Raw genomic sequence first — 22,128 nt, forward strand, 5'->3', positions numbered from 1 at the left:
ATGGCGTATTTTATTCACTCGAAAATCCTTGATACTTTTTTACAAGTCCTCAATATGAGTTTGACTGCGAGCATCATAATTGTTTTCGTGCTGGTTGCACGACTGCTTTTGAAAAAAGCTCCTAAGGTTTTCTCCTATGCGCTGTGGAGCATTGTGTTCTTTCGGCTGCTTTGCCCGATTACCTTTGAAAGCATGTTTAGCTTGTTGCCAATCAATGCAAATCCCATTTCCACCAATACCATTTATTCAGAAACGCCACAGATAAGCACAGGTATAACGACTGTTGACAATGCAATCAACCCCATATTACCTGCCCCTGCAAACGGCGCAAGTGACGATAATCCGCTGCTGATAGCGGTAACCATTGGTGAAAACCTCTGGATTATGGGAATAGTTGTGCTGCTGACTTATAGCATTATTTCTCTTTTACGACTACGCAAAAAACTGATAGGCGCAGTAAAGCTGTACGATAACATTTTTCTTGCCGACCACATTGCATCCCCCTTTGTTATCGGTCTGTTCCGTCCGAAAATTTACTTACCATCGTCTTTAGCGGAGCAGGAGCAAAGCTATATTATCCTGCATGAACAAACCCATATCCGTCGCTTTGACCATGTAATGAAAATTGTGACATTTGTGGCTTTGTGTATCCATTGGTTTAATCCGCTCGTTTGGATAGCGTTTACGCTTACGGTCAATGACATGGAAATGTCCTGTGATGAAAGCGTAGTGAAACGGCTGGGGGCCAACATTCGAGCGGAATATTCTGCATTGCTTTTAAGTCTTGCAACAGGCAAAAAAATCATTGCCGGTACCCCTTTGGCCTTTGGAGAAGGAGATATTAAAAGCAGGATAGAGAATGTTCTGCACTACAAAAAGCCTGCCTTGTGGGTCATGCTGGCATCATTGGCTTCCGTATCTGCAGTCTGTATTGCATTTGCGTCCAACCCACCGCGTACATCAATGGATTGGGCTAAAAACCTGCGTGTCAAGGATGTTGCAAAAATTGAGTTGGTCGTAATGTCGAGCGATGAAAATGAGCGGTATCGCTTATATGAGCCTTCTGAGTTCTCCGACATTGTTACGCTGGTGAATAAAAGCCGTGGTGTCTATCTTCCAAACCCGGAAAGTATGGCGGGCAACGCTGAGACATATTATATTACCACCACAGATGGGGTGCGCCATATATTCAGTAACAATGGCTATCTATTTATTGATGGGGACTCTTATGACGCCGGACATCATTGGCTTTCGTCGTGGGGCAATGTAAAAGGAAATGCCCCGCTGCCGGAGACCTTTCTCTTTGGCAATGAGAAATTATTAACCATGGACGAACTAAAGCTCATTGCCTCAAAAGGCGATGCTATTTCTTGGGATGACTTTGCTCCCTACAATGGGCAGGATATCGGTTTCGGGCTGTATATTATGCACTATCCAATGGAGCCGCCTTATTATGTTAGAGTTGGCGGAGTGCCAGGGGAATCGCCTATATATGTTTATTTAGGTTCTACCGAGACGGGGCAGGATATTGACATTCGGCAGGAAAGCATAGATGAGTTTATTCAAAATTCCGAAGTGGAACGTATTGTTTTCTGGGTGAAGCCCGACGAAACTCCGCAAGCTATCGGCAAAGTGGCAGTTATGCAGTGGTTGAACCGTTACAAAGGTGATAAAGTATCTAATCTTGAGCGTATCACTGATTATACCGTTGACAGTGTGAATGTAATTTCTGGCACACCCAAAGCAGGGCAGACTTGGCAGGATATGCCGTACCATTATGTTGTTCGTGCAGAATACAGCATATCAACCGCTACGGAAGAATATCTCTCTCCCGCTGATGGTATTTCAGGAAAAGGCTGGTTTAAGGGATTGTTTAAAGAACTATGTGTGAAATCGTTAGGCAATGGAAACTTTGAAGTTATCAGCATAGGAACAGGCGGAGGTGAACAGAAGTTTTTACAGCAATAGTCAATTTATAATAATATGTTCAGAATGTTCAGGAATACTTTACAGCGTAACTATTAACTTGGATTACCGGCATCCTTATCTACACCTCCTCCATTCAACAGATTGGAGTTTGTAAACAAGAACGTTTGCAAATAAGAACAGCCCTTAAATATTCTGGATAGGAAGCAGCTCATTCTAGGTAGTCGGTTTTCTTTCAGTCCCTATTCATATAAATCACTTATATAAGTAAAAATTATACCCCTCATTTCTTCACAACATCTGTCATTATCTTTGCCTCTAATGCTGAACAATGCAGGAAGAACTGTTCATTTTTGAACAGTTCTTCCTTATTTTCATCACTTAGAACGGCAAAGATTAATTACAGGAAATCCCTTCAATATAAAACAATTCAACCGCAAGAGAAAAATACCCAGTACATTTATAATTTTAAATAGTTTCTTTAAATCATTTGTGTAATGCAACGAAGATATTATCTATTCTGCATATTATTTCCTATTTTTTTCAATCCATTCTATAGAATAATCAACCAGTGCTTTCTGACTCATGGACTTTATTAATGCATTACCAATATATGCTTCTCCAACTATATGACTATTTTCAAAGGATATACCTATTTCTTCAAAATCTTCACCATCAACATATAGTGTTTCATAAGTAACCCACTCTCTTACTCCATCTACCATAATAGCACTGCTTTCTTTGGTAACATGCTTTGAAGGATACATTGCTATCGTATCTGCCAAATGAATTGATGTATTTTTATTATAGCCTACACCAATTAATAATACTTTTCCATTCAAATGGTATAATTTATCCATGGGAGAACCTTGACCAAATATATTACTTAAATCATGCCCTGTCGTAAGATATTCTGCGTTTTTTCCGACTGCGGCAACTGAACGGGCTGGATGATCGCTTCTATATGCTCCCTGCCAATTACGAAACATTTCCGCAACTGCTCCCATAGTGTTCGTTGGAGTAATTCTCTTATCATATGCCGGCCAGTTTTCACGTATTGTTTGCCACCATTCCCTTGGCTCTTCCCAGTGGACACCTGATTCTGGGTCTAGGTTTTTCCAAGACTGTGTTGGCATCATAATCGTCCCGTCAGTTCCTACAGTATCTAACAGTGCTTCTATCACAATTTGAGGTCCTCCGCATACAAATCCCATACTGCTTAATGAAGCATGTACCATTACAGTATCACCGTTTACAATTCCAACCTTTTTTATACCATCAATAATATCCTTTTTTAAAACTAATTTTCTCTCTACCGATTGCATAAATTCACCCTTTCATTCAATTTAAATAATTTGTTTAGGAAAAACTGGATAAATGGAGACGGATGCTATTTTATACCAATGATCTAATAAATATAGTTAATTTCTTTACAACATATGTATTTATTGAGATAGTATTTTATTAATCACCAAAAAGAATAATCTTCTCCTTTTGTTTCCTTTAAGAACCCCCATAATATCACATCCTTTAATTTGACAAGGATTTGTTTAATTTACGGAAAAGACTATTTATATCTTCATGTGATATATTGATATCAGAAAATATGAAAGGAATATAATATGAATAAATCAATTTTACAAGTAAGGCAATTATGTAAAACCTTTTCGTCGGATGGACAACAGCAGCACATCCTCACTAACTTAGATATTGATATTTATAAAGGTGATTTTACCATCATAATGGGCAGCTCCGGTTCTGGTAAAACCACTCTTTTGTATGCATTGTCCGGAATGGATACACCTACACTTGGTAAGATCATCTTTCAAGGTACTCAAATCCAAAATCTTAGCAGCGATGAACTTGCTAACTTCAGAAAAAAACATTGCGGATTTGTATTTCAGAGCATCTATCTCCTTGAAAATATGAGTATTATGGATAATGTCCTGACTGCAGGATATCTTGTAAGCAATAACAAACCAGAAATAATCAAACGTGCAAAAGAGCTTTTTCTGCAGGTCGGATTAACAGAAGAAATATGGCGTAAATTTCCCAGCCAATTATCCGGAGGTGAAAAGCAGCGTGCTGCTCTTATTCGTTCCCTAATCAATAAGCCTGATATCATATTTGCAGATGAACCTACCGGAGCACTTAATTCTTCTACTGGCAAAGATGTCCTGGATATTCTGACAAAAGTAAACCAAAATGGTCAGAGCATTGTTATGTTAATATGTCTCCTTCACTATCCCTTGCACTAATAAACAATATTGGGATATCTGATTCCTCACGTATGCTTTTACAGAAATTAAACCCGGAACATTCCTTCAGATTAATATCCAAAATAAGTAATGACACATCATTCTCTGTAAATAATTTCATTCCTTCCTCATATTATGTTGCATATGCAGTCTTAATACCGAACATTTCAAAATATTCTGCCGTAGTCTTGGCAATATCTAGTTCATCATCTATAACTATGCAATCATACTTCATATACACGTATCCTCTAAAATGACTTTTCTCAATATTTTATATCTGTATACAATAATATCTTATTACAGATAAGAAGTAAATATTATAAAATACCTCTTCATCGAATTTAACATGACTTGTCATTCCCTAAGAGTAATGGCAACTTATTCATTAATTTATTTATCCATAGCCTCTGAAACAACTTCATCAATGCTCAATTTAATATGATCTGAATCACTAAACGAAATTTCATTAGGGTATTGTGTGTCTGTATTACTAATTACATCCTGTGATGAATTTGGTTCGTTAGCCTGTTCACTCTTAACTGTATCGTCATGACATGCGGCAAGAAAAATCAGAAGTTATTTTTTCATTGAGCAACTTCTTTCATAAGCAGTTTTCTATGTCTAATTTGTAATACGGCATCCGCCTGTCTTGCAACATCGTTTGAGTGGGTTACTACCACCACACATTTTTGAAGCTGATGGGCGCTCTCCTTCAGGAGTGTAGTAATTTCAGCCGCGGTATCATCATCCAGATTTCCGGTAGGCTCGTCAGCCAGTATGATTGCTGCATCGGAGGCAATCGCACGGGCAATCGCAACCCTTTGCTGTTGACCGCCCGATAGCTTCAATACATTGCGATTCATTTCTGCCATTGTTAAGCCGAGCCGTTCTAAAATCGGTACTACATCCTGCTGTGCAGTCAGCTTTACATTTTCAACCGGTGTCATGTAATCAATTAGGTTATAATTCTGAAAAATTAAGGCCACATGATTACGCCGATGATTAGCAAGCCCCTGTTTAGCAATATTCTCACCATCAAAAAGGATTTTCCCCTTCATAGGAACATCAAGCCCACCGAGCAAGGAAAGAAGTGTTGTCTTGCCGGAACCCGAAGGGCCAAGTATGGCGTACAACTTTCCGATTTCCAGTTCTGCTGTTACATCACTTAATACATTTGTTTTTTTATCATAGGAGTATGAAATATCTTTGATTTCTAAAATAGCCATTCCAAAACCGCCTTTCTTAGCTCATTTTTGATAAGATTTCCCCAGGTTTCAACCTCATAACCGTCGTGCCCGATATACCGACTGAGAGAATAATAACGGTTAAACCAATGAAACAAAGCTGAACCATGCTGTCGGCACCAATCGACACATCGATGCTCTCCACCTCCGGTATCTGGGCTATCTTATCACCGTTGCCTGCGCTTCCGGTAACTGCCGTCGCTACTTTATTATCATCGACAGAATTTTTATTCTGAATGGTGCTTTGAGTGTTCTTCTGCAACAGTTCATTTCCGACCTTGTTCGCTATGAGGTTACTCGTAAAGAATGACAGTCCAAAAGCCAGTACCGCTATCAGAAGCACTTCAACAAGATATTGCCCGAGTATAGATATTTTTGTTATTCCTACAGATAGAAATACCCCTGTTTCATAGATACGACTCCTAGTCCACATCATTAAAATGAGTGATAGGATAATGGCACTTACAACGACAATCACAATAAGCAGTATTACCACCAAGTCATTCAGCTTTCCCAGTGGGGCGGCGGCTTGTAAATACGTCTGCTTATCCGCATCGATAGAAAAGGCTTTCAAATCCAACTCGGAAAGGCTTTTGACCTGTTCTACAATACTGTCAAGCTCCGCAGGGTCAGTGGCTTTAAATGTTGCCGTATCAAACCCTGCTTTTCTGTCGGGAACAAGCTGTTGCAAGGTATCGAGATCAAAAATAATTTTATTTTCCAGCTTATCATAAGATGTTACCTGTGCAAGCACGCTGTCAGTGTTTTTAATTTCGTATAAGCCAATAATCTTCACGTCGGCAGAACTGTCAGCTTGCAAAGTAAGTGTATCTCCAGTAGAAAGTCCATTCCGTTCGGCTAAATCTTTGCTGATAATTGCTACATGGCTGTCTGTGTCGCTAATATGCTGACCTTCAATAAGTTCTACTTGTCCGGACGTGAAGTAGCTATTACTTTCAGAATTGCCGACAATCAGTGTGTTTACCATACTTTTGAATTGATCTTTAATCGGAATATTGCCGGGAATAAAAATAACATCATCTACAGCAAGTAAAAGTTCAGATGTTGCATCATAGCCTTCAATCTCCGGAACATTCATAATTGCAGAAATGACCTTCTGTGTGATGGGCATTTCCGAGTACACAATCATGCCAGTGTCTACTGTTTCCATTATGAAATACGGATTATCCTCTGTATAGTTGACGCTTACTTGAAACTTACCGCCAAGAGCTTTCCGCAAATCCTCCTGTGTGCTTTCCGAAGCCTTCCCAATTGCAAGTCCTGTCAAAACAAAGGATGACATGATGAGCAGGATGACAAGAAGAAGGATGCTTTTTCCGCATTTTCGGGAGACATATAGCCTCGCCCGTTTTACAAAATTCATAATCGTTACCTCCAGTTCGTTATTCTGTTCTTTTGAACATGGTGATATGATAACGTCCCTGTATGGAACGTATATGAAACATATATGGAATCACATAAAAAGCCCTCCGATTTCTCGGAGAGCTTGAGTAGCGTTTTTCAAACCTCAATAGTGAAACGCATCCCGTCCGGCTTTTGCATCGGGCAGAAGGTATATGGAATATTCAAAGTATTAAACAGCGTATCCACAATGTATAATCCAAGTCCATTTCCGCCGGTATCCCGGTCCCGGGCAAAGTCGGGACGATAAAAAGGTTCAAAAAGATATTTGAGGTCTTTTTCCGATACAGGAATACACTCGTTTTCAATGATAATTCTGCGTCCACTTAAATATACCGCCACCATTTTTCCGCGTTCAGTATAGGACACGGCATTTGCTAGTACATTCGATACTGCTTTGCAGAATAGCTTTGAGGGAAGGACGGCGGTAAAGTCCTCCGATAAGTCAAGCTGAAATGCTATCCCATGTGCCTTTGCAATTAACTGATAGGGTTCGCACAAAGACAATAACAATTCGGATATATTTGCATTTGTAGCTGGTTCTTTTTCTACGGACAAGCCAGCTTTTGAAGTTTCAATAATTTCATGTATCATATCTGAAAGCTGTTCAACCATTTCTTTGCACTCCGGCAAATAGGTTCCGTAATCCTTGTATTTTCCTACACCGAGTATCATGTTTTCAAGAGTAGCGTTCAGGGCTGTCACAGGCGTTTTTAATTCATGGGAAGCTATCCGAAGGAAATTAACTTTTGATTTTTCAATTTCACTTACCCGTTGTTTTTCAATTTCAAGATTTTCAATGGTGGACAGAAGGTTTTGGTACAGATAATTGATATTATCTGCCAGTATGCCTATTTCGTCCCGGGAATGTGCAGTACAGGTCGCTGACTTGTCCATCTGCGCCATCCGCTTTGCTGCCTGTGAAATCTGCCGGATAGGTACGGTTGTATCTCTGGAAAAAAGCAGAGAGCATGCAATCGAAATCAATACGCAGCAAATAAGGGAAATCGGTAAGGCGCGCTGAACCGTTTGGGTTACAAATTGTGTGGGATTTATGGATACATTGTAAATAACATCACTGCTTTTCGCTTCATTTGGAGGTGAATATTCCATTGTCATTTGGGGTGCCAAGACAAAAATTAGAGCATGGGCAACAATCACGATAAACAGCATTAAACCCAAAGTGTAAAGAAATGTTTTGGGAAATATTTTTAACCGTTTCATTTTCTTACCTCGTATTTATAACCTACCCCTTTGACCGTTACGATGCAATCCAACCGAAGTTTCTTACGAAGATTCTTGATATAGGTGTCAATTGTCCTGTCGATAATGGGGTAATCATATCCCCACAAGTCATCAAGTATTTGCGATCTTGTCAGTACCAGTCCGTTATGCTCCACAAGGAGCCGGAGCAATTCTATTTCTTTTGGGGTAATTTCAATTTTTCCGCTTTCATCATTTGCCGTGTACCCTGCAAAATCTACCGTAACATTGCCAAAGTTCATAACAGATGGGGATGGACTTTTCCCTGCCCGGCGCAGAAGCGCGGTAATCCTCTTGCCAAGCAGAACCATTGAAAAGGGCTTTGTCATATAGTCGTCCGCTTGCTCGTCAAAACTTATGACCTGCGTGTATTCATCTTCAACGGCTGTCAGCATAAGAACAGGTATATTGCTGTTTTGCCTGATTTCGTGCAATACGGATATACCTGTAATCTTCGGCAGCATAATATCCAAAACAATCAAATCAAACTGCTCATGAGTCAGGGCGGTAAGGGCCTGTTGTCCATCATAAGCAGGAATTGCTTCATGCTCTGTCGAGCGCAGATATTCACAAACCGCTTCATTTGTTTTTTTATCATCTTCAACTACCAATAATCGTGCCATGGCTATTCCTCCATTTTTATAAGAATACTGCTTCCGTATGGAACCAGTATGAAATTATAAAACATAATGATATTCTTTTCTTGTTTCAGCCGTTGTTCTGATTGGATACTGTAAAGAAATCCAATCAACAGGAATGTTTAAGTTTTGTAACATGAAATTTTCGTTGATGTTACATGTGAATCAAAGGGTGTACAGTTTTGATAATGAAATTCCTAAAGCGATGCTGACATTTCTTCTCTTATTACTTTTATCACAGTCTCTAATGCATCTAAATCTTCTTTTGTTACACCAGCAATGCAAAGACGAATGCCTTGATGTCCATCCTTAGAAATATGATATTGAGTGACTAATATATTTTCATGAACGAGCTTTTTTGCAATTAGCTCAGCAGAAATTGCAATTGGAAGTGAAATCCACAGAAAAAGCCCCTGCTTGGGTACATGGAAAGATAACCCTGGCAAAGCAACATGCGACAGAATTGCTTTAGCTTTCACTAATTTTTGCCGGTAACATGTATTTACTTTGTGAATATGCCTGTCATACATTCCCGATGTTAGAAAGAAATTCAATGCACACTGTACAATGCCAGAAGTGCAGATGTCAGATAAATATTTCTGTTGTATGACAAGGTTGCTTAGAGTATCTGGGACAACCATTGCACCTAAGCGAATTCCTGGTAAAAATGTTTTTGAAAAACTACGAATGTAAATTGTAATCTGATTAGTATCGTAGTAATGTAGAGGAAGACATCTTTTATCCATTCCCAAATCAGCTAAATAATCATCTTCGATCATTAGAATCCGATAACGACTACAAAGATCCGCTATCTTACTTTTATTATTTTCTGAAAGTGTATATCCGGTTGGATTATGGAATCTTGGAATAATATAAAATGCTTTAACCTTTTCAGTTTGAAAAATATATTCTAGCTCGTTTAAGTCTATACCAGCAGAGTCTCGTCGGATAGTTACGCAGTCGATATTTAGTGCCTTTGCCATATCGTGAATTGCGTGATAAGTAGGAGACTCCACTAAGAGCCTTCCGTCTCTTTCAAATCCGAAAATGGATTTTAATGCAAGATTAATCCCCTGTTGTGCACCATTTGTGACAATAATTTGTGAGATTGAAGCATAAATTCCGGTCTGTGTAAATCTTTCTTTGAGAGATTCTCTCAATTCAGTAAAACCCATCGGTGGCTCGTACAGAAATAGCTTCTTTTTATTTTCTTCAATAGAGACGTTAATTGCATGGGTAAAGGATTGATAAGGAATTAAGGAGAAATCGGGGGCGACTGTTTGAAAGTCTATTGTTTTTGATAATGGTTTGTTTTCATGGTAGGACTTGATGACATAATATCCGCCTCTTGGTACGCAATAAAGAAAATGTTCCTCTTCCAAGGCTTTATAAGCTTTATTGACCGTGATTTTATTGACACAGAGGGTTTGTGCTATTTCTCTGCATCCTGGAATCCTCTGACCTTCCATAATCTTCCTTTGTTTGATTTCATCCATAATATATTTTTTAACCATTTCCATTTTTAGCATAAAGTTTGCCCTCCCCGACAATAAAAAATGAGCTGTAGTAGTACAGACTAAATTTTAAGTATTTGACCTATTAATAGTCGTATTATATACTAAAATCTATAAAATACAAGGGGGAAATACTCATGATTGAATTAAAAACAGAAAAATTTTCAGACCTAATTCCGACTTTACAGGCAGTGGAGATTAATACTTTGTTTGCTATGTCAGTATTAGAGAGAAAAGTTGATGGGAAAGTTTGGGTTGATAATAGTTCTTCACCGGCTTCATTCTATATTCAGCATCCCTATGGAATGGCTTTACTTTATGGAGAGAATGGTAAAGAGAGTTTTTATGAAGAACTGAAACTGTATATGTGCAATTCTAATAAAAACAGGAATAGAGCAGAATGGCTGCAGGTATATCCACCAGCATTATATGCAAAGATGGATGTTCTTTTAGGAGATTGTTTAATAAAAAAGGGTCCAGAAGAACAGTATAATGAAACAACAGAGCTGGAAGCAGATAAAATCTTAGAATATCAGAGAATCAATTTTATCTTTAGAAAAGATAAGTATCATGCTTTTAAGAGAAACCTCCCCAAGGAACACGTCAATATTGTTTTGATGACTAGAGACATGTATAATCAGTTGAATGGAAGCGTAGTTCCAAGATACTTTTGGAACAACTCTTGTGATTTTGAAAAGTATGGGATTGGGTTTTCTCTCCTATTAAAAGAGGGAATTATGGCTTCTACTGCTTTCGCCTCTTTTGCTATAGAACGTAAACTTGAAATTGGTATTGAGACCGGTAAAGATTATCGAGGCTCAGGCTTTGCCGCAAGAGTTTGCACCCGATTAATCGATTATTGTCTGGAGAATGGGATGGAACCCGTATGGTCTTGTAGCTCCGTGAATTTGGGTTCTAGAAAACTTGCTGAGAAATTGGGGTTTGAAGAGATTAGAACAATCCCTTATTATCGTTTACCATATTATGTTTGACTTATTCCCAGCATTTTTACTGTCATGAAGTGACTCTTCCTTATACTTTTGTATGTATTTCCATGAGTTTTCTGTAATAGAAAAAACCAATCATGGTTAAATTACTCTACCTTGACCAGCTCATCTTCATCAGAAAAGTTTCTACCCACTATTTCTATCTTCAAAAAATCACTCTGCTGCGGAACCTTGAAAGGGAGCATTACACATCGACTGAACACGGGCTGACCTTAAGGATTACCGGGTCTACCCACTGCTAAGTCGGTGTATAAGTGACGGCCGCCAGACCGCTCATATTGAAAAGCTTGAAGATAAATTAGATTATTTATAGTTACACGTTCACTTAAGCTTTTCAACAAAAAACTCCAGAATATCAATAAAATCAGAATTAAATGTATCTTCATGATTCGAATGTTCGTCAATATAGTCTGGTTTAAATAAATTATCAATTGCAGTCTTTGTTAATTTCAAAGAATTTCGAATATCACTATCTGTATAATAAATATTCTTCAAGCATTTTTCTCTATCATTTTTTATTTCTTCCATAAATATTTCTATAAAAAAATCAACTAACTCATCCTTAACTATTGGATTTTCATTTAGCCTATTCTGAAAATCAAAGCAATATTTAATATATGCTTTTTTAAGTTCGGTTACTTTCTCTTTTAGTGCTAGTACACTATAAGAAATAATTTTTGATTCTTGATCAAAATAACGAAATAAATCATTTTCTATCGCTGAATTATAACTGGCATGCGAGTAATCAACTATCCCTTCGTTATTAGAATAATAAACAGCACTCTCAAGTAAAAAATATTTAATGTTCAACTTCATTTCATTTTTAGTCATTTCTTCGTCTTTATCAAAAATTATATCAGCCAAAATTGACATCTCTTTTTCTAAGTCTCGTTTAAATGTTTCCAATTTTCTTCTTGATGTATATGTAATCTTCTTGTAAAGTTGTACTACTAAATCTTTTTTAATAGTATTAGAATTAATTTTCTTCACCTTTTCATCTAAAATATTCTTTTCATTTCTAATACAATCTTTAAACTTATCTTTTATAGTATCAATTTCTAACCCACAATAGGAAATCGTATCTATATAATTCAAAAATCTATTAAAAAAGTAGTTGTCTTTTATATTAAATGGATTAAACACGAAATCATTGGAATTTCGAGTATCATCGTATAACTTTTGAATAAAATAAATAAATTTTCTATCTATTGTATGTTCTGAATTAAACTCTTCCTGCCAAATTTTATATAAACTAATACTTGTTCCTAAAAACATATTTTTCATATTAATTAAAATAGATTCTATTTTATCCTCATTTGCCGTCCAGTCTTTAAGAAACTCTTCAATTTCAGAGCTTCCTTGAGAAAACACTTTATTATATGCATTACCAAAGCATAAGTCTAATCTATTTTCATTATCACCATAATATCCATAATATCCAAAATCATAACTATTCTGTAAATACTTTGTACCGGTAACATAATTGAAACATGTTGAAGAAGCATTTGTTCTTCCAAAATCATCAAGTTTTGCTGCTTTAAACAATGCTTTAATTAACTTTTCAACTTTTGCCCTAGATATTTTTTTGTCAACTGTTTCTTTATCGATAAAATCTATACTAATATTTTCCCTCATAATTATTGATTTTAGCATTTTTTTAATATTGTTTTTATTTGAATCTAAAAACCTATTTGAACTTGTACCATTTCCACAAAATGCTATTATATTTTTGCACAATACATTATATATGATTTTTTTTCTATTATCTCTAGCCAATAGGATTTTGTTCAACAATAGTCTGAATTCATCTGATTTCAGATATTCAACTGATTTTGGTAATCTAGAATCATAATTATTCCAGTCAATAATACAATTATGCAAATCTGCATAAAAAATATCAATTCCTGTAAATACAGTATACAAAGAAATTTGTGGAGATACTCTATAAATTAATGGTATTACTTCACTCAGTTCGTTTGGCTTTCCTGAATCTAGTTTTTTCAAATAAAGAACAGCATCTATCCCATCTTCATTTTTTACTCCATTATGTTCTTTTTCATACTCTTCCTTTTCATCAGAAAATATTTTTTGAATAACTGATTCTTTTGCAACACCCTTCTCAATATGATCAAGTCCCCTAGTATCAATAAAGTTAATTTTCTTAATATTCATATCATCAAATATTTTTACATATTCATTTGATACAGAATCCTTAATTTTAATTACCTTTATCAATGAGGATATTGATTTTTTTTCATTATTTTCATTGATTACTTTCAAACTTTCTGAAAGAAGATTTTCCCTCTCCTCCATCTTTTCAGAATCATACCTAATTTTATATACACCTAATTCATTTTTCACTCCTAATGTTTTAAAATATACTTCAACCCCTTTATTTAAAATGTCATGTAAGCTCCTGTAAAACTTTTTTATCTTACATTCATCCTTTTCTAATTCGCCACCAGCAATTTCTTCAATAATAGCCGAGACAAATTTTTTCTCTTCGCTTGGTAAATTATTTATATTTTTTTTGCAATAATACTTAATTATGGAAAAAACAATATTTTTTGTTTCAGATTCACCTTCGCTTATATCTTCAATTGAGTCTATGGAATCATTTAGTTTTAATATATAATCAAATTCCAAAACATCAAAAAGTCCATCTTTTCGCATCAAAATACCTACGAACTCTTCTATTTCATCAGCATATTCACTTCCATCAAACAACTTAAATTCTTTAATTTTTTTTAAAATATCATTATATTGTTCGATTATTTTATTATCACTGTTTTCAATATCATAATCGTAGTTATCCGCAATATTATAAATAAGATCATCCATTAACTCTGTATTTTTTATTTTTTCATCGAGTTGATTAACACGTCGATACAGAGCTTTAAAATAAATAAGCTTATCTTTATAAATATCAAGCTCGTGAAGTCCATACTTTTGCTCGAACACAAAAGAAATCAAATCAAATGCTATGTCTCTGATTCTTTGTTCAACAAATTCATCTCTATTTAGTAACTTAATTTCAACACCAAATGGTTGGTATATTGAAAAATTATATTTGACTTTGCTTCGAGTTGTTTGTCCATCTCCAGATGAATCAATTTTATCGCCATGTAATGCAAACGACCTAATAAATGAGGATTTTCCAGCTCCACTTCCACCTAAAACAAGTACTGTTTTCTCATCATTGTCGTTATTAATTTTACTTATATCTTTTGTCTGTTCAAGAACTTTTCCTTTTGTCCACTTTATATAGAGCTCATTCTTTTCAGATATTTCATATATTATCACACCACTCTCACGCAAATAGTTCAATATAGAATGAATCTTTATAAAGTTGACTAATTTAAATGGATTCTCCCCATTCGTTTGATATGGCAATGAAACATTCATTCCCAACAAATGTTCCTGACCTTGTATTTTTCTTTTTACCGGGGCTCCTGATAAACCCATAAAAATTTTCAAATCAGATAATCTTTCATAATAATGATAATCTTCGACTACATAACGCCCCATCTCACTAAAATTCAAAATATGTGTCTTAATCTTGCCGCAAAGTGAGATAACATTTGAAACACTATCATTAACTAAAACTGCTGGAAATCCTTCTGTAAAAACTTCAAGATCATCACTATACTCCTTAGAAATCAAACATTCTGTTTTTAATTTTTCACCCTTGATAAAAATTAAAAACGCCATAATATCCTCACTTATACATACCTTATTAGAATAAAACAAATCACATATTCGAATATTCTCTCTAGGTATAAGAATGCCATTTTCATTATACACATCAATTTTAAAATACTTATTAATCTCTATATTCTTTTTTTCAGCAAAATCTGTCACTTCTATTAGATTATCCACCAAATGCCTATTTACTAATACAATATATGATTCTTTGCCACCAGATTCTTCCGAAGATAATATTATCCCTGTTGAATACCCTATTGCTGTACTTACCTTAACAATATTACTCATCCGTCTCCTCCAGTTCTATTTCATTGATTTTATTATCATAAAGCAATTCTATCCCATTACCACGTATTTCCTCTAATAATTCTTTATCTTCAACTTCACGAAACCTCATCAAAAACATTTTTTCACACATAAACTCTTTAGCAAATTCCAACAATTTGGTATTATTTTTCTTTGAACCATGATGACTGATTTTGATATAATTAATATGATTTAGTGCCCATTCTTCTTTTTTATTTATCAGTAGATTATATATAATATCCATATGCTGATCTGCTGTCATCAATATACTACATGATTTAAATTCGATAAGACAAGCAATTGAACTTCTATTTGTAACATCACCAGTCCTCCCCGTTCCTTTTTTTAAATTATCTTTTTTCCATTCCTTCATTAATATAGCTAAACTTTTTTCATTTGGTGTTAGAAATGTAATTAGCAAATGACTATTTTTCATTTTTAGATTCGAATATAAATCCCTTGATTCCAATGACATAAATAAAATAGGTATATTTAACACTTCATTAATCAACTGATAATCATATGTATAACTGTTAATTAAAGTAACTTTTGTATAGTAAGTTTCCAATATACTTTTCAATTCATTTCCTTGCCTATAGCTAATTAAAGAGTTGTTAAAATCATTAAACACTACAAATTGCAATTTATTCTCTCGAATAAAGTCATTATTTTTTAGAAGAGAAATTATTCCACTGATATGATCTTCATCAGTGTGTGTTACTACAATACCATGAATTGTAATTTCTCTTTCCTTAATATCATCAAATATAAGACTATTATTTTTCCCCATATCGAATAATATATTAATATATGTTTTCATAACATTATCATAAAACTGAATAATAGATGAATCCCCTTTTCCTGTATCATAAAATATAAGCTTGTTCTTCATTCTTCATATTCCCTCCCATTTAATTTCCACATTTATTATTTTACTCTATTATTATGTTTTTTTCCATATACTTCATTATACATAACAAATTACTTTCCTCGCATAATTTCCATGAAGGAAATTTTTTGAATAAACCGAATCCATTTTTATTTACCAGACACTGTCATCATCTCTGGCATCCACCCACACCTGCATCTCACCATTATCACCACTCTCACATATTCCAGTGGTTTATCAATTGCTAATACATCCAGCCTTCCCCTGTATATTCAAAGCCGCCTTTACTCCATCTTCCCTTTTTCTGCAATCCAATCGATATATATCCTGCTTCATATACCGTCACATCAATACAATTTTTCTGTTTGTTATACCTTGAATATAATCCCTTCATTGCGTTCACCCTTTCAAATAATCAAAAATCCAATTCTTCAATTATAGATAATAGATAAAATAAAAAGCAGCCTGCCAAAGTTCCCCATCAAGGGCATCTTCAAACACACTGCTTTCTCATACACTCCATGTACCGATTCCCATATCGCAGATTATCTTCTACAATCAAATTTCATCGTTACATTAATTTATTTTTTACACATTATATTCAAAGGACCTGTCGCCAATTCTCACTCTACATCCAATTAACACCAAAATTCCCTGACACCTTTTTTAATTATCATCCCATATAGTGTCAGATTTCTCGTCATTTGCGTCAATCTGATAACTACCAACTCCATCTTATAATTCGTAAGGTGTGACTTGGTAGACATAATAATTCAACCAATTAGTATACATGGCATTGGAATGTGCCCGCCAAGTAAGTTCAGGCCTTATATTATCCACTTCGCTTGGATAATAATTTATGGGCTGTTTTATCGCCAGCCCTTTATCTCTATCTCTTCTAAACTCTTTATCAAGGGTAATACGGTCATATTCCGGATGTCCCGTCACAAATATCTGTCTGCCTTCATCAGCTATTACCAGGAATACACCTGCTTCCTCTGATTCTGCTAAGATGGTAAGCTTTGGGTTATTTAAGATATCTTCCCTGCTAATGGAAGTATGCCTGGAATGGGGAGCATAAAACACATCATCAAAGCCTCTAACAAGAGGGACCTTTCGATTTAATACCTTATGCCTGAATACTCCGAACACTTTCTCATCCAAAGATATCTTTCTAATACCATAATGGTGATATAGTCCTGCCTGTGCTCCCCAGCATATATGCAGAGTAGAAGTAACATTTGTCTTAGACCACTCCATAATTGTACACAGTTCCTTCCAGTAAGTAACCTCTTCAAATTCCATTTGTTCCACTGGCGCCCCTGTTATAATAAGACCATCAAATTTATTATTCTTTATATCATCAAAGGTCAGATAAAATTGATCCAAATGGCTGGCAGCCGTATTTTTACCTGTATAAGATTCTGTGGTTAAAAAAGTTATATCCACCTGCAAGGGTGTATTGGAAAGACTTCTTAAGAGCTGCACTTCCGTATCTTCTTTGAGGGGCATAAGATTTAAAATCGCAATTCGAAGAGGACGTATGTCCTGTTGCATCGCCCTGGTTTCATCCATAATAAAGATATTTTCATCTTCCAATATCCTTTTTGCTGGTAACTCACTTTGCACTTTTATAGGCATTTTATCACCATCTTTTCTTTTATATTTTTACCATGTAACATGGAAATCCATCTCAGTTAATTTGATAGATTTATAAATTCCTCTTCTGTTATAATTTCAATTCCAAGTTCCTTGGCTTTTTTGTTTTTAGAAGAACTGGATAGATTGTCGTTATTAATTAAGTAATCTGTTTTAGAAGTAACAGAACCAGTTACTTTTCCACCTTTAGCTTCAATAAACTCTTTTAAAGCATTTCGGTTTTCAAACTTTTCTAATGAGCCAGTAATAACAAAAGTTTTATCGGTAAGAGTAGAATTTTCTGTTTTGATTTCCTGACTTTCAAAAGTTATTTCCTTCAGCAGATTATCAATCATAATCAGATTGCTCTCTTTCCGAAAAAACTCCACAAAAGAATCTGCAATAACTCCGCCTATACCTGGGATGGTTAAAAGTCTGTCACTTTCGGTTTTACGCATTTCATCAAAATTATTCTTAAACTCTTTACAGATTAATTTCGCATTGGACAATCCGATATTTTGTATCCCCAGACTATATAAAAATTTAGCTGGAGTTGTTACCCTTGATTTCTCTATAGAAGCTATAAGATTATCATAGGACTTCTTTCCAAAACCCTCCATCTCTACGATTTCCTCTTTGTTATTCTGAAGATGGAATAAATCTGCCAGCTGATGAAGAAAACCTTTTGCAATGAACTTTTCTATGGTAGCTTCTGATAACCCCTCCATATTCATTGCATCTCTGCTAACAAAATGAGTAAAAGATTTTATCCTCTTCGCCAGACATTCCTCATTGGTGCAAAATAAGGATTTCACATCATTTTCCTGCTTAATCTGAGTAGGTTGATGACAGACCGGACATTCCTTGGGAATTTCAATTCCGCCGCTTCTTGTCAGGTTATCGGCTAACTGAGGTATTATCATATTTGCCTTATAAACTTGCACCGTATCGCCAAGTCCCAGCTCTAATGCCTCCATGATACTTAAATTATGAAGGCTGGCACGGCTTACTGTTGTTCCTTCCAATTCTACAGGCTCAAATACCGCAATAGGATTAATCAAACCCGTTCTGGAAGCACTCCATTCTATTTCAGTAAGGGTTGTGTCCCGAATTTCATCCATCCATTTAAATGCAATGGAATCTCTTGGGAATTTAGCTGTTGTACCTAGCGATTTTCCATAATCAATATCATCTAATATAAGCACAAGACCGTCGGAAGGAAAATCATTCTCGTGCACTTTATCTGAAAACAACTGCACTACATCTTCTATAGTTTCTTGGGTTACAATTTTGCTCTCAACTACTTCAAAGCCCAGTTCTTTTAACCAATTCAATTGAACCACTCTGGAATTGTCAAAAGTAATATCTTCCCCTTTTACACTTACCAATTGAAATGCAAAAAAATGAATATTTCTTTTTGCAGTTATTTCATTGTTTAATTGTCTTACACTGCCACTACATAGATTTCTTGGGTTTTTGTACTTGGAATCTACATCGGCAATACCAGCATTAATCTTCTCAAAATCAGAATACTTAATTACTGCCTCACCTCGCAGTATTAATTCCCCCCTATATTGAATCTTATGAGGAAGATTTTTAAATACTTTTGCATTATTAGTTATAACTTCTCCATATTCTCCGTTTCCTCTTGTAACGGCTTTAACAAGATACCCTTCACGGTACGTAAGTACTATGGTTAAACCATCCAGTTTCCAGGACAATACTCCTTTTTGTGAACCAAGCCATTCCTTTAAACTTAACACGTCTTTTGTTTTATCTAGGGATAGCATTTGCTCGTCATGACGCTCTTTCGGAAGCTCACTTAAGATTTCATATCCAACATGAATAGTCGGACTATTAGATAAGACCGTTCCTGTTTCTTTTTCCAAATCCACAAGCTGGTCATACAAGGAATCATACTCATAATTGCTCATAATCTCCCTGTTTTCTTGGTAGTACGCCTTCCCGGCTTCATTTAACAAGCCCACTAATTCTTTCATCTTATTCACTTTGTTTTCCATAGTTCTCCCGTTCTTATCCGCCGGGAGTATATACAGGTTATCCCTACTTATCTTCCCTTTGGAGCATATGATTTTCTTTTACTTTGCTGCTGTCCTGTCTTTTTCGTATTCTCAATTCTTTTCGTATTATCTATTTTTTTTAAATTATCTGCTTTTTTTGTTCTTTCATTCTTCTTTGAAACTGTAGTTTTAGTGGCATATTCCGCTCTATTACCATTACCAGTACTTTTTGTCTTTGTTATCTTCTTAGATGCTTCCATACCCCGAGCTTCCTCAGGGGCATTCGCGGAACCTCTAATTAATTCATTTAACCCGCCTATTTCTTTTGCAGTTATGTTACGATATCCTCCAAGTTGTAAATGTCCTATGGAAATGTTCATAATCCGAATCCTTTTCAGTGTAACAACCTTAAATCCGAAATATTCACACATGCGCCGTATTTGGCGGTTTAACCCCTGCGTCAAAATGATTTGAAAGGTATTTTTATCCAAAGCTTTTATAGTGCAGGGTAATGTAACCGTATCTAAAATGGGTACTCCTGCTGCCATACCCTTTAAAAATTCACTGGTAATGGTTTTATTAACAGTAACTATATATTCCTTCTCGTGGTTATTACCGGCACGAAGTATTTTATTTACGATATTTCCATCATTAGTTAATAGAATTAAACCTTCCGAATCCTTGTCAAGTCTTCCGATAGGATAAATTCTTTTCCCATAATTTATATAATCAATAATATTATCTTTATCACGCTTATCCGTTGTACATACAATACCTCTAGGCTTGTTAAAGGCAATTAGTACCAAGGAATTGTCTGATTTCACAGGCTTACCTTTGAAAATAACTGCCTGTCCGGCTTTTATCTTCGTACCAACCAAGGCAGTAACACCATCCACTGTTACATCGCCAGCTGCAATATATTTATCCGCGTCTCTTCGGGAACAAACACCTGCATCACTGAGAAAGCGGTTTAATCTAATCTCTTCTGTCTGTTCTTGCTCTATTAACTGTTTTGTTCTTTTTGCCATATCCGGCTCCTTATCTATAGGACACATATTATTATTTTATTTTGGGGTATTTATATTACGTTATTTACTTTATGTCCATACCACAAAATTTGTTTCTGTGCACTTTTTAACATTATATCAGTAGGAATGGAAAAGCACAAGTAAAAGCTTATACAGCAAGATAGGTAAAAACCCATCGTTTTGACAGGCTTTTACCTTATATTCTTTACATAATTCAATTCCCACGTCAAACCTTTATGTAATAACGATTAACGCAGTATAACTACTCTAATATAATCGAATTAGCTACTCAAACCTTCGGTTACATTTTATTATTCATTCTTAGAAACGTCTTTGGCGGATTCTTCCAATTTTAAGTAGAATTCACCTAAAGGTCCATCTTTCTCAACGGCTTTTGCTAATTTAGTATTAACACTTTCAATTAATTCTAGAACATCCTCTGTTTCACTTAATTCTGCAATTGCAACCTCAGTTTCTTTATCGGCTTCACCTAGGTAAATATATGGCTTGCCTTCTTCATTCTGTTTTACGTAAAAACGATTCATAGCGGGAGCTAACGTATCAATACTATTAAATTTGATTTCATGATAAGCAAACACAACAAAAGATCCATCTTCCGGTCCTTTCTTTGTGTAACAGGTAATGTTTTCATAATTTTCAATATACTTTGTCTTTCTTTCGATGTCTTTTAAATCAAGTAATGACACATCATTTACCAATGATTTATAGTCCGACTTCTTATTAGTAAGTTTTGCATTCAAATATTTTGTAATCAATTCATTAACATCTGTATATGCATCTTTTTCTAATACATTCGTATCTTGTTCCCCTTGTAAAGTAGCAATCTCCAGATTTGATCCCTCTGTAGAAGGAATCAAAGAGTTCAAAGCGGCGGCTGATAAGACATCCGCGGTACTGGAATCCAGCTTTAAATCTTGCTTCTCAACAACTAAATCCTTGCCTTTACTTTCTACCGCAGTAGAACTTTTACTATTTTCCCTTGTAACTGAAAAGGTAACCATTCCTATTCCCATGGTACAAACCGTAACCATTAAAATCATCTTTTTATATTTAAGTTTCATTAGTAATCTCCTTTAGTTTTTACATTTTTCATGTAATCTATCTTTTACTAATGATATCAAATCTAAAAAGAAAATGCAATACTATAATTTTTCTTTTTGTAATAAATTTAATAATTCCGTAACATTTTATGGAATTATATGTCATTTTCTTAATTATCTAAAAAATTCAAAAAATAGCTTGCTTTAA

The 22,128-nt window shown here is 35.2% G+C and carries 17 protein-coding genes; 3 read left to right on the top strand and 14 right to left on the bottom strand.

Annotated elements, in window-relative coordinates; translation table 11 throughout:
* Window positions 1-1,968, top strand: coding sequence for a M56 family metallopeptidase (locus acsn021_RS12270; protein WP_184088881.1), 1,968 nt, complete (start codon window positions 1-3; stop codon window positions 1,966-1,968).
* Between the two features lie 485 nt (window positions 1,969-2,453).
* Here acsn021_RS12270 and acsn021_RS12275 read toward each other — a convergent pair whose 3' ends face one another.
* Complete coding sequence (locus acsn021_RS12275; RefSeq protein ID WP_184088878.1) at window positions 2,454-3,251, bottom strand: aminoglycoside N(3)-acetyltransferase; 798 nt, start codon at window positions 3,249-3,251, stop codon at window positions 2,454-2,456.
* 297 nt (window positions 3,252-3,548) lie between these two features.
* Here acsn021_RS12275 and acsn021_RS12280 point away from each other — a divergent pair, with 297 nt between their 5' ends.
* Window positions 3,549-4,184, top strand: a complete 636-nt coding sequence (locus acsn021_RS12280; RefSeq protein ID WP_184088875.1) for an ABC transporter ATP-binding protein — start codon at window positions 3,549-3,551, stop codon at window positions 4,182-4,184.
* On the opposite strand, the gene acsn021_RS23265 is transcribed toward acsn021_RS12280, so the two are convergent.
* The 6 genes from acsn021_RS23265 to acsn021_RS12310 all read right to left on the bottom strand — a co-directional run bounded on the left by acsn021_RS23265 (window position 4,147) and on the right by acsn021_RS12310 (window position 10,280).
* Entirely contained in the window at window positions 4,147-4,305 is a 159-nt protein-coding gene (locus acsn021_RS23265) for a response regulator (protein WP_184088872.1), read from the bottom strand. The two genes, acsn021_RS12280 and acsn021_RS23265, sit on opposite strands and share 38 nt — an antisense overlap.
* 463 nt (window positions 4,306-4,768) lie before the next feature.
* On the bottom strand, window positions 4,769-5,410 hold the full coding sequence (locus tag acsn021_RS12290) for an ATP-binding cassette domain-containing protein (protein ID WP_184088870.1): 642 nt from the start codon (window positions 5,408-5,410) through the stop codon (window positions 4,769-4,771).
* Between the two features lie 16 nt (window positions 5,411-5,426).
* On the bottom strand, window positions 5,427-6,812 hold the full coding sequence (locus acsn021_RS12295; protein ID WP_184088868.1) for an ABC transporter permease: 1,386 nt from the start codon (window positions 6,810-6,812) through the stop codon (window positions 5,427-5,429).
* A gap of 137 nt (window positions 6,813-6,949) precedes the next feature.
* The gene (locus acsn021_RS12300; protein WP_184088866.1) at window positions 6,950-8,074 is read right to left on the bottom strand and encodes a sensor histidine kinase; all 1,125 of its coding nucleotides are present in this window, start codon (window positions 8,072-8,074) and stop codon (window positions 6,950-6,952) included.
* The gene (locus acsn021_RS12305; RefSeq protein ID WP_184088864.1) at window positions 8,071-8,736 is read right to left on the bottom strand and encodes a response regulator transcription factor; all 666 of its coding nucleotides are present in this window, start codon (window positions 8,734-8,736) and stop codon (window positions 8,071-8,073) included. The genes acsn021_RS12300 and acsn021_RS12305 overlap by 4 nt, the downstream gene beginning before the upstream one ends.
* Before the next feature lie 212 nt (window positions 8,737-8,948).
* On the bottom strand, window positions 8,949-10,280 hold the full coding sequence (locus acsn021_RS12310; protein ID WP_184088861.1) for an aminotransferase-like domain-containing protein: 1,332 nt from the start codon (window positions 10,278-10,280) through the stop codon (window positions 8,949-8,951).
* Window positions 10,281-10,402: 122 nt separating this feature from the next.
* Here acsn021_RS12310 and acsn021_RS12315 point away from each other — a divergent pair, with 122 nt between their 5' ends.
* On the top strand, window positions 10,403-11,257 hold the full coding sequence (locus tag acsn021_RS12315; protein WP_184088858.1) for a GNAT family N-acetyltransferase: 855 nt from the start codon (window positions 10,403-10,405) through the stop codon (window positions 11,255-11,257).
* Window positions 11,258-11,593: 336 nt separating this feature from the next.
* Here the strand turns inward: acsn021_RS12315 and acsn021_RS12320 are convergent, their stop codons facing one another.
* From acsn021_RS12320 to acsn021_RS12350, 7 genes are all read right to left on the bottom strand, one after another.
* Window positions 11,594-15,265 (bottom strand): hypothetical protein, encoded by a 3,672-nt coding sequence (locus acsn021_RS12320; RefSeq protein WP_184088855.1) that lies wholly within the window; start codon window positions 15,263-15,265, stop codon window positions 11,594-11,596.
* Window positions 15,258-16,175 carry a ComEC/Rec2 family competence protein gene (locus acsn021_RS12325; protein ID WP_184088853.1) on the bottom strand — a complete coding sequence of 306 codons (918 nt, stop codon included), beginning with the start codon at window positions 16,173-16,175 and terminating at the stop codon, window positions 15,258-15,260. Before acsn021_RS12325 ends, acsn021_RS12320 begins: the two co-directional genes overlap by 8 nt.
* Before the next feature lie 241 nt (window positions 16,176-16,416).
* Entirely contained in the window at window positions 16,417-16,566 is a 150-nt protein-coding gene (locus tag acsn021_RS12330) for a hypothetical protein (RefSeq protein ID WP_184088851.1), read from the bottom strand.
* 341 nt (window positions 16,567-16,907) lie between these two features.
* Entirely contained in the window at window positions 16,908-17,813 is a 906-nt protein-coding gene (gene metA / locus acsn021_RS12335; protein WP_184088849.1) for a homoserine O-acetyltransferase MetA, read from the bottom strand.
* Between the two features lie 56 nt (window positions 17,814-17,869).
* Window positions 17,870-19,831, bottom strand: coding sequence for an NAD-dependent DNA ligase LigA (gene ligA / locus acsn021_RS12340; protein ID WP_184088848.1), 1,962 nt, complete (start codon window positions 19,829-19,831; stop codon window positions 17,870-17,872).
* A 47-nt stretch (window positions 19,832-19,878) separates the two neighbouring features.
* Window positions 19,879-20,859: a 23S rRNA pseudouridine(2604) synthase RluF gene (rluF, locus tag acsn021_RS12345; RefSeq protein ID WP_184088842.1), complete on the bottom strand. Its 981-nt coding sequence runs from the start codon at window positions 20,857-20,859 to the stop codon at window positions 19,879-19,881.
* A 311-nt stretch (window positions 20,860-21,170) separates the two neighbouring features.
* Window positions 21,171-21,941: a hypothetical protein gene (locus tag acsn021_RS12350; RefSeq protein WP_184088839.1), complete on the bottom strand. Its 771-nt coding sequence runs from the start codon at window positions 21,939-21,941 to the stop codon at window positions 21,171-21,173.
* Window positions 21,942-22,128: the final 187 nt, after the last annotated feature.

Origin of the sequence: Anaerocolumna cellulosilytica (assembly GCF_014218335.1) — a bacterium.
Taxonomy (GTDB): domain Bacteria; phylum Bacillota; class Clostridia; order Lachnospirales; family Lachnospiraceae; genus Anaerocolumna; species Anaerocolumna cellulosilytica.

What these genes read in the sequence shown, in the direction of transcription:
- ligA (WP_184088848.1), bottom strand. Translation starts at nt 19,831, where the DNA reads ATGGAAAACAAAGTGAATAAGATGAAAGAATTAGTGGGCTTGTTAAAT.
- acsn021_RS12280 (WP_184088875.1), top strand. Translation starts at nt 3,549, where the DNA reads ATGAATAAATCAATTTTACAAGTAAGGCAATTATGTAAAACCTTTTCG.
- acsn021_RS12290 (WP_184088870.1), bottom strand. Translation starts at nt 5,410, where the DNA reads ATGGCTATTTTAGAAATCAAAGATATTTCATACTCCTATGATAAAAAA.
- acsn021_RS12270 (WP_184088881.1), top strand. Translation starts at nt 1, where the DNA reads ATGGCGTATTTTATTCACTCGAAAATCCTTGATACTTTTTTACAAGTC.
- acsn021_RS12325 (WP_184088853.1), bottom strand. Translation starts at nt 16,175, where the DNA reads ATGAAGAACAAGCTTATATTTTATGATACAGGAAAAGGGGATTCATCT.
- acsn021_RS12320 (WP_184088855.1), bottom strand. Translation starts at nt 15,265, where the DNA reads ATGAGTAATATTGTTAAGGTAAGTACAGCAATAGGGTATTCAACAGGG.
- acsn021_RS12295 (WP_184088868.1), bottom strand. Translation starts at nt 6,812, where the DNA reads ATGAATTTTGTAAAACGGGCGAGGCTATATGTCTCCCGAAAATGCGGA.
- acsn021_RS12300 (WP_184088866.1), bottom strand. Translation starts at nt 8,074, where the DNA reads ATGAAACGGTTAAAAATATTTCCCAAAACATTTCTTTACACTTTGGGT.
- rluF (WP_184088842.1), bottom strand. Translation starts at nt 20,859, where the DNA reads ATGGCAAAAAGAACAAAACAGTTAATAGAGCAAGAACAGACAGAAGAG.
- acsn021_RS12315 (WP_184088858.1), top strand. Translation starts at nt 10,403, where the DNA reads ATGATTGAATTAAAAACAGAAAAATTTTCAGACCTAATTCCGACTTTA.
- acsn021_RS12350 (WP_184088839.1), bottom strand. Translation starts at nt 21,941, where the DNA reads ATGAAACTTAAATATAAAAAGATGATTTTAATGGTTACGGTTTGTACC.
- acsn021_RS23265 (WP_184088872.1), bottom strand. Translation starts at nt 4,305, where the DNA reads ATGAAATTATTTACAGAGAATGATGTGTCATTACTTATTTTGGATATT.
- acsn021_RS12330 (WP_184088851.1), bottom strand. Translation starts at nt 16,566, where the DNA reads ATGAAGGGATTATATTCAAGGTATAACAAACAGAAAAATTGTATTGAT.
- acsn021_RS12310 (WP_184088861.1), bottom strand. Translation starts at nt 10,280, where the DNA reads ATGCTAAAAATGGAAATGGTTAAAAAATATATTATGGATGAAATCAAA.
- metA (WP_184088849.1), bottom strand. Translation starts at nt 17,813, where the DNA reads ATGCCTATAAAAGTGCAAAGTGAGTTACCAGCAAAAAGGATATTGGAA.
- acsn021_RS12275 (WP_184088878.1), bottom strand. Translation starts at nt 3,251, where the DNA reads ATGCAATCGGTAGAGAGAAAATTAGTTTTAAAAAAGGATATTATTGAT.
- acsn021_RS12305 (WP_184088864.1), bottom strand. Translation starts at nt 8,736, where the DNA reads ATGGCACGATTATTGGTAGTTGAAGATGATAAAAAAACAAATGAAGCG.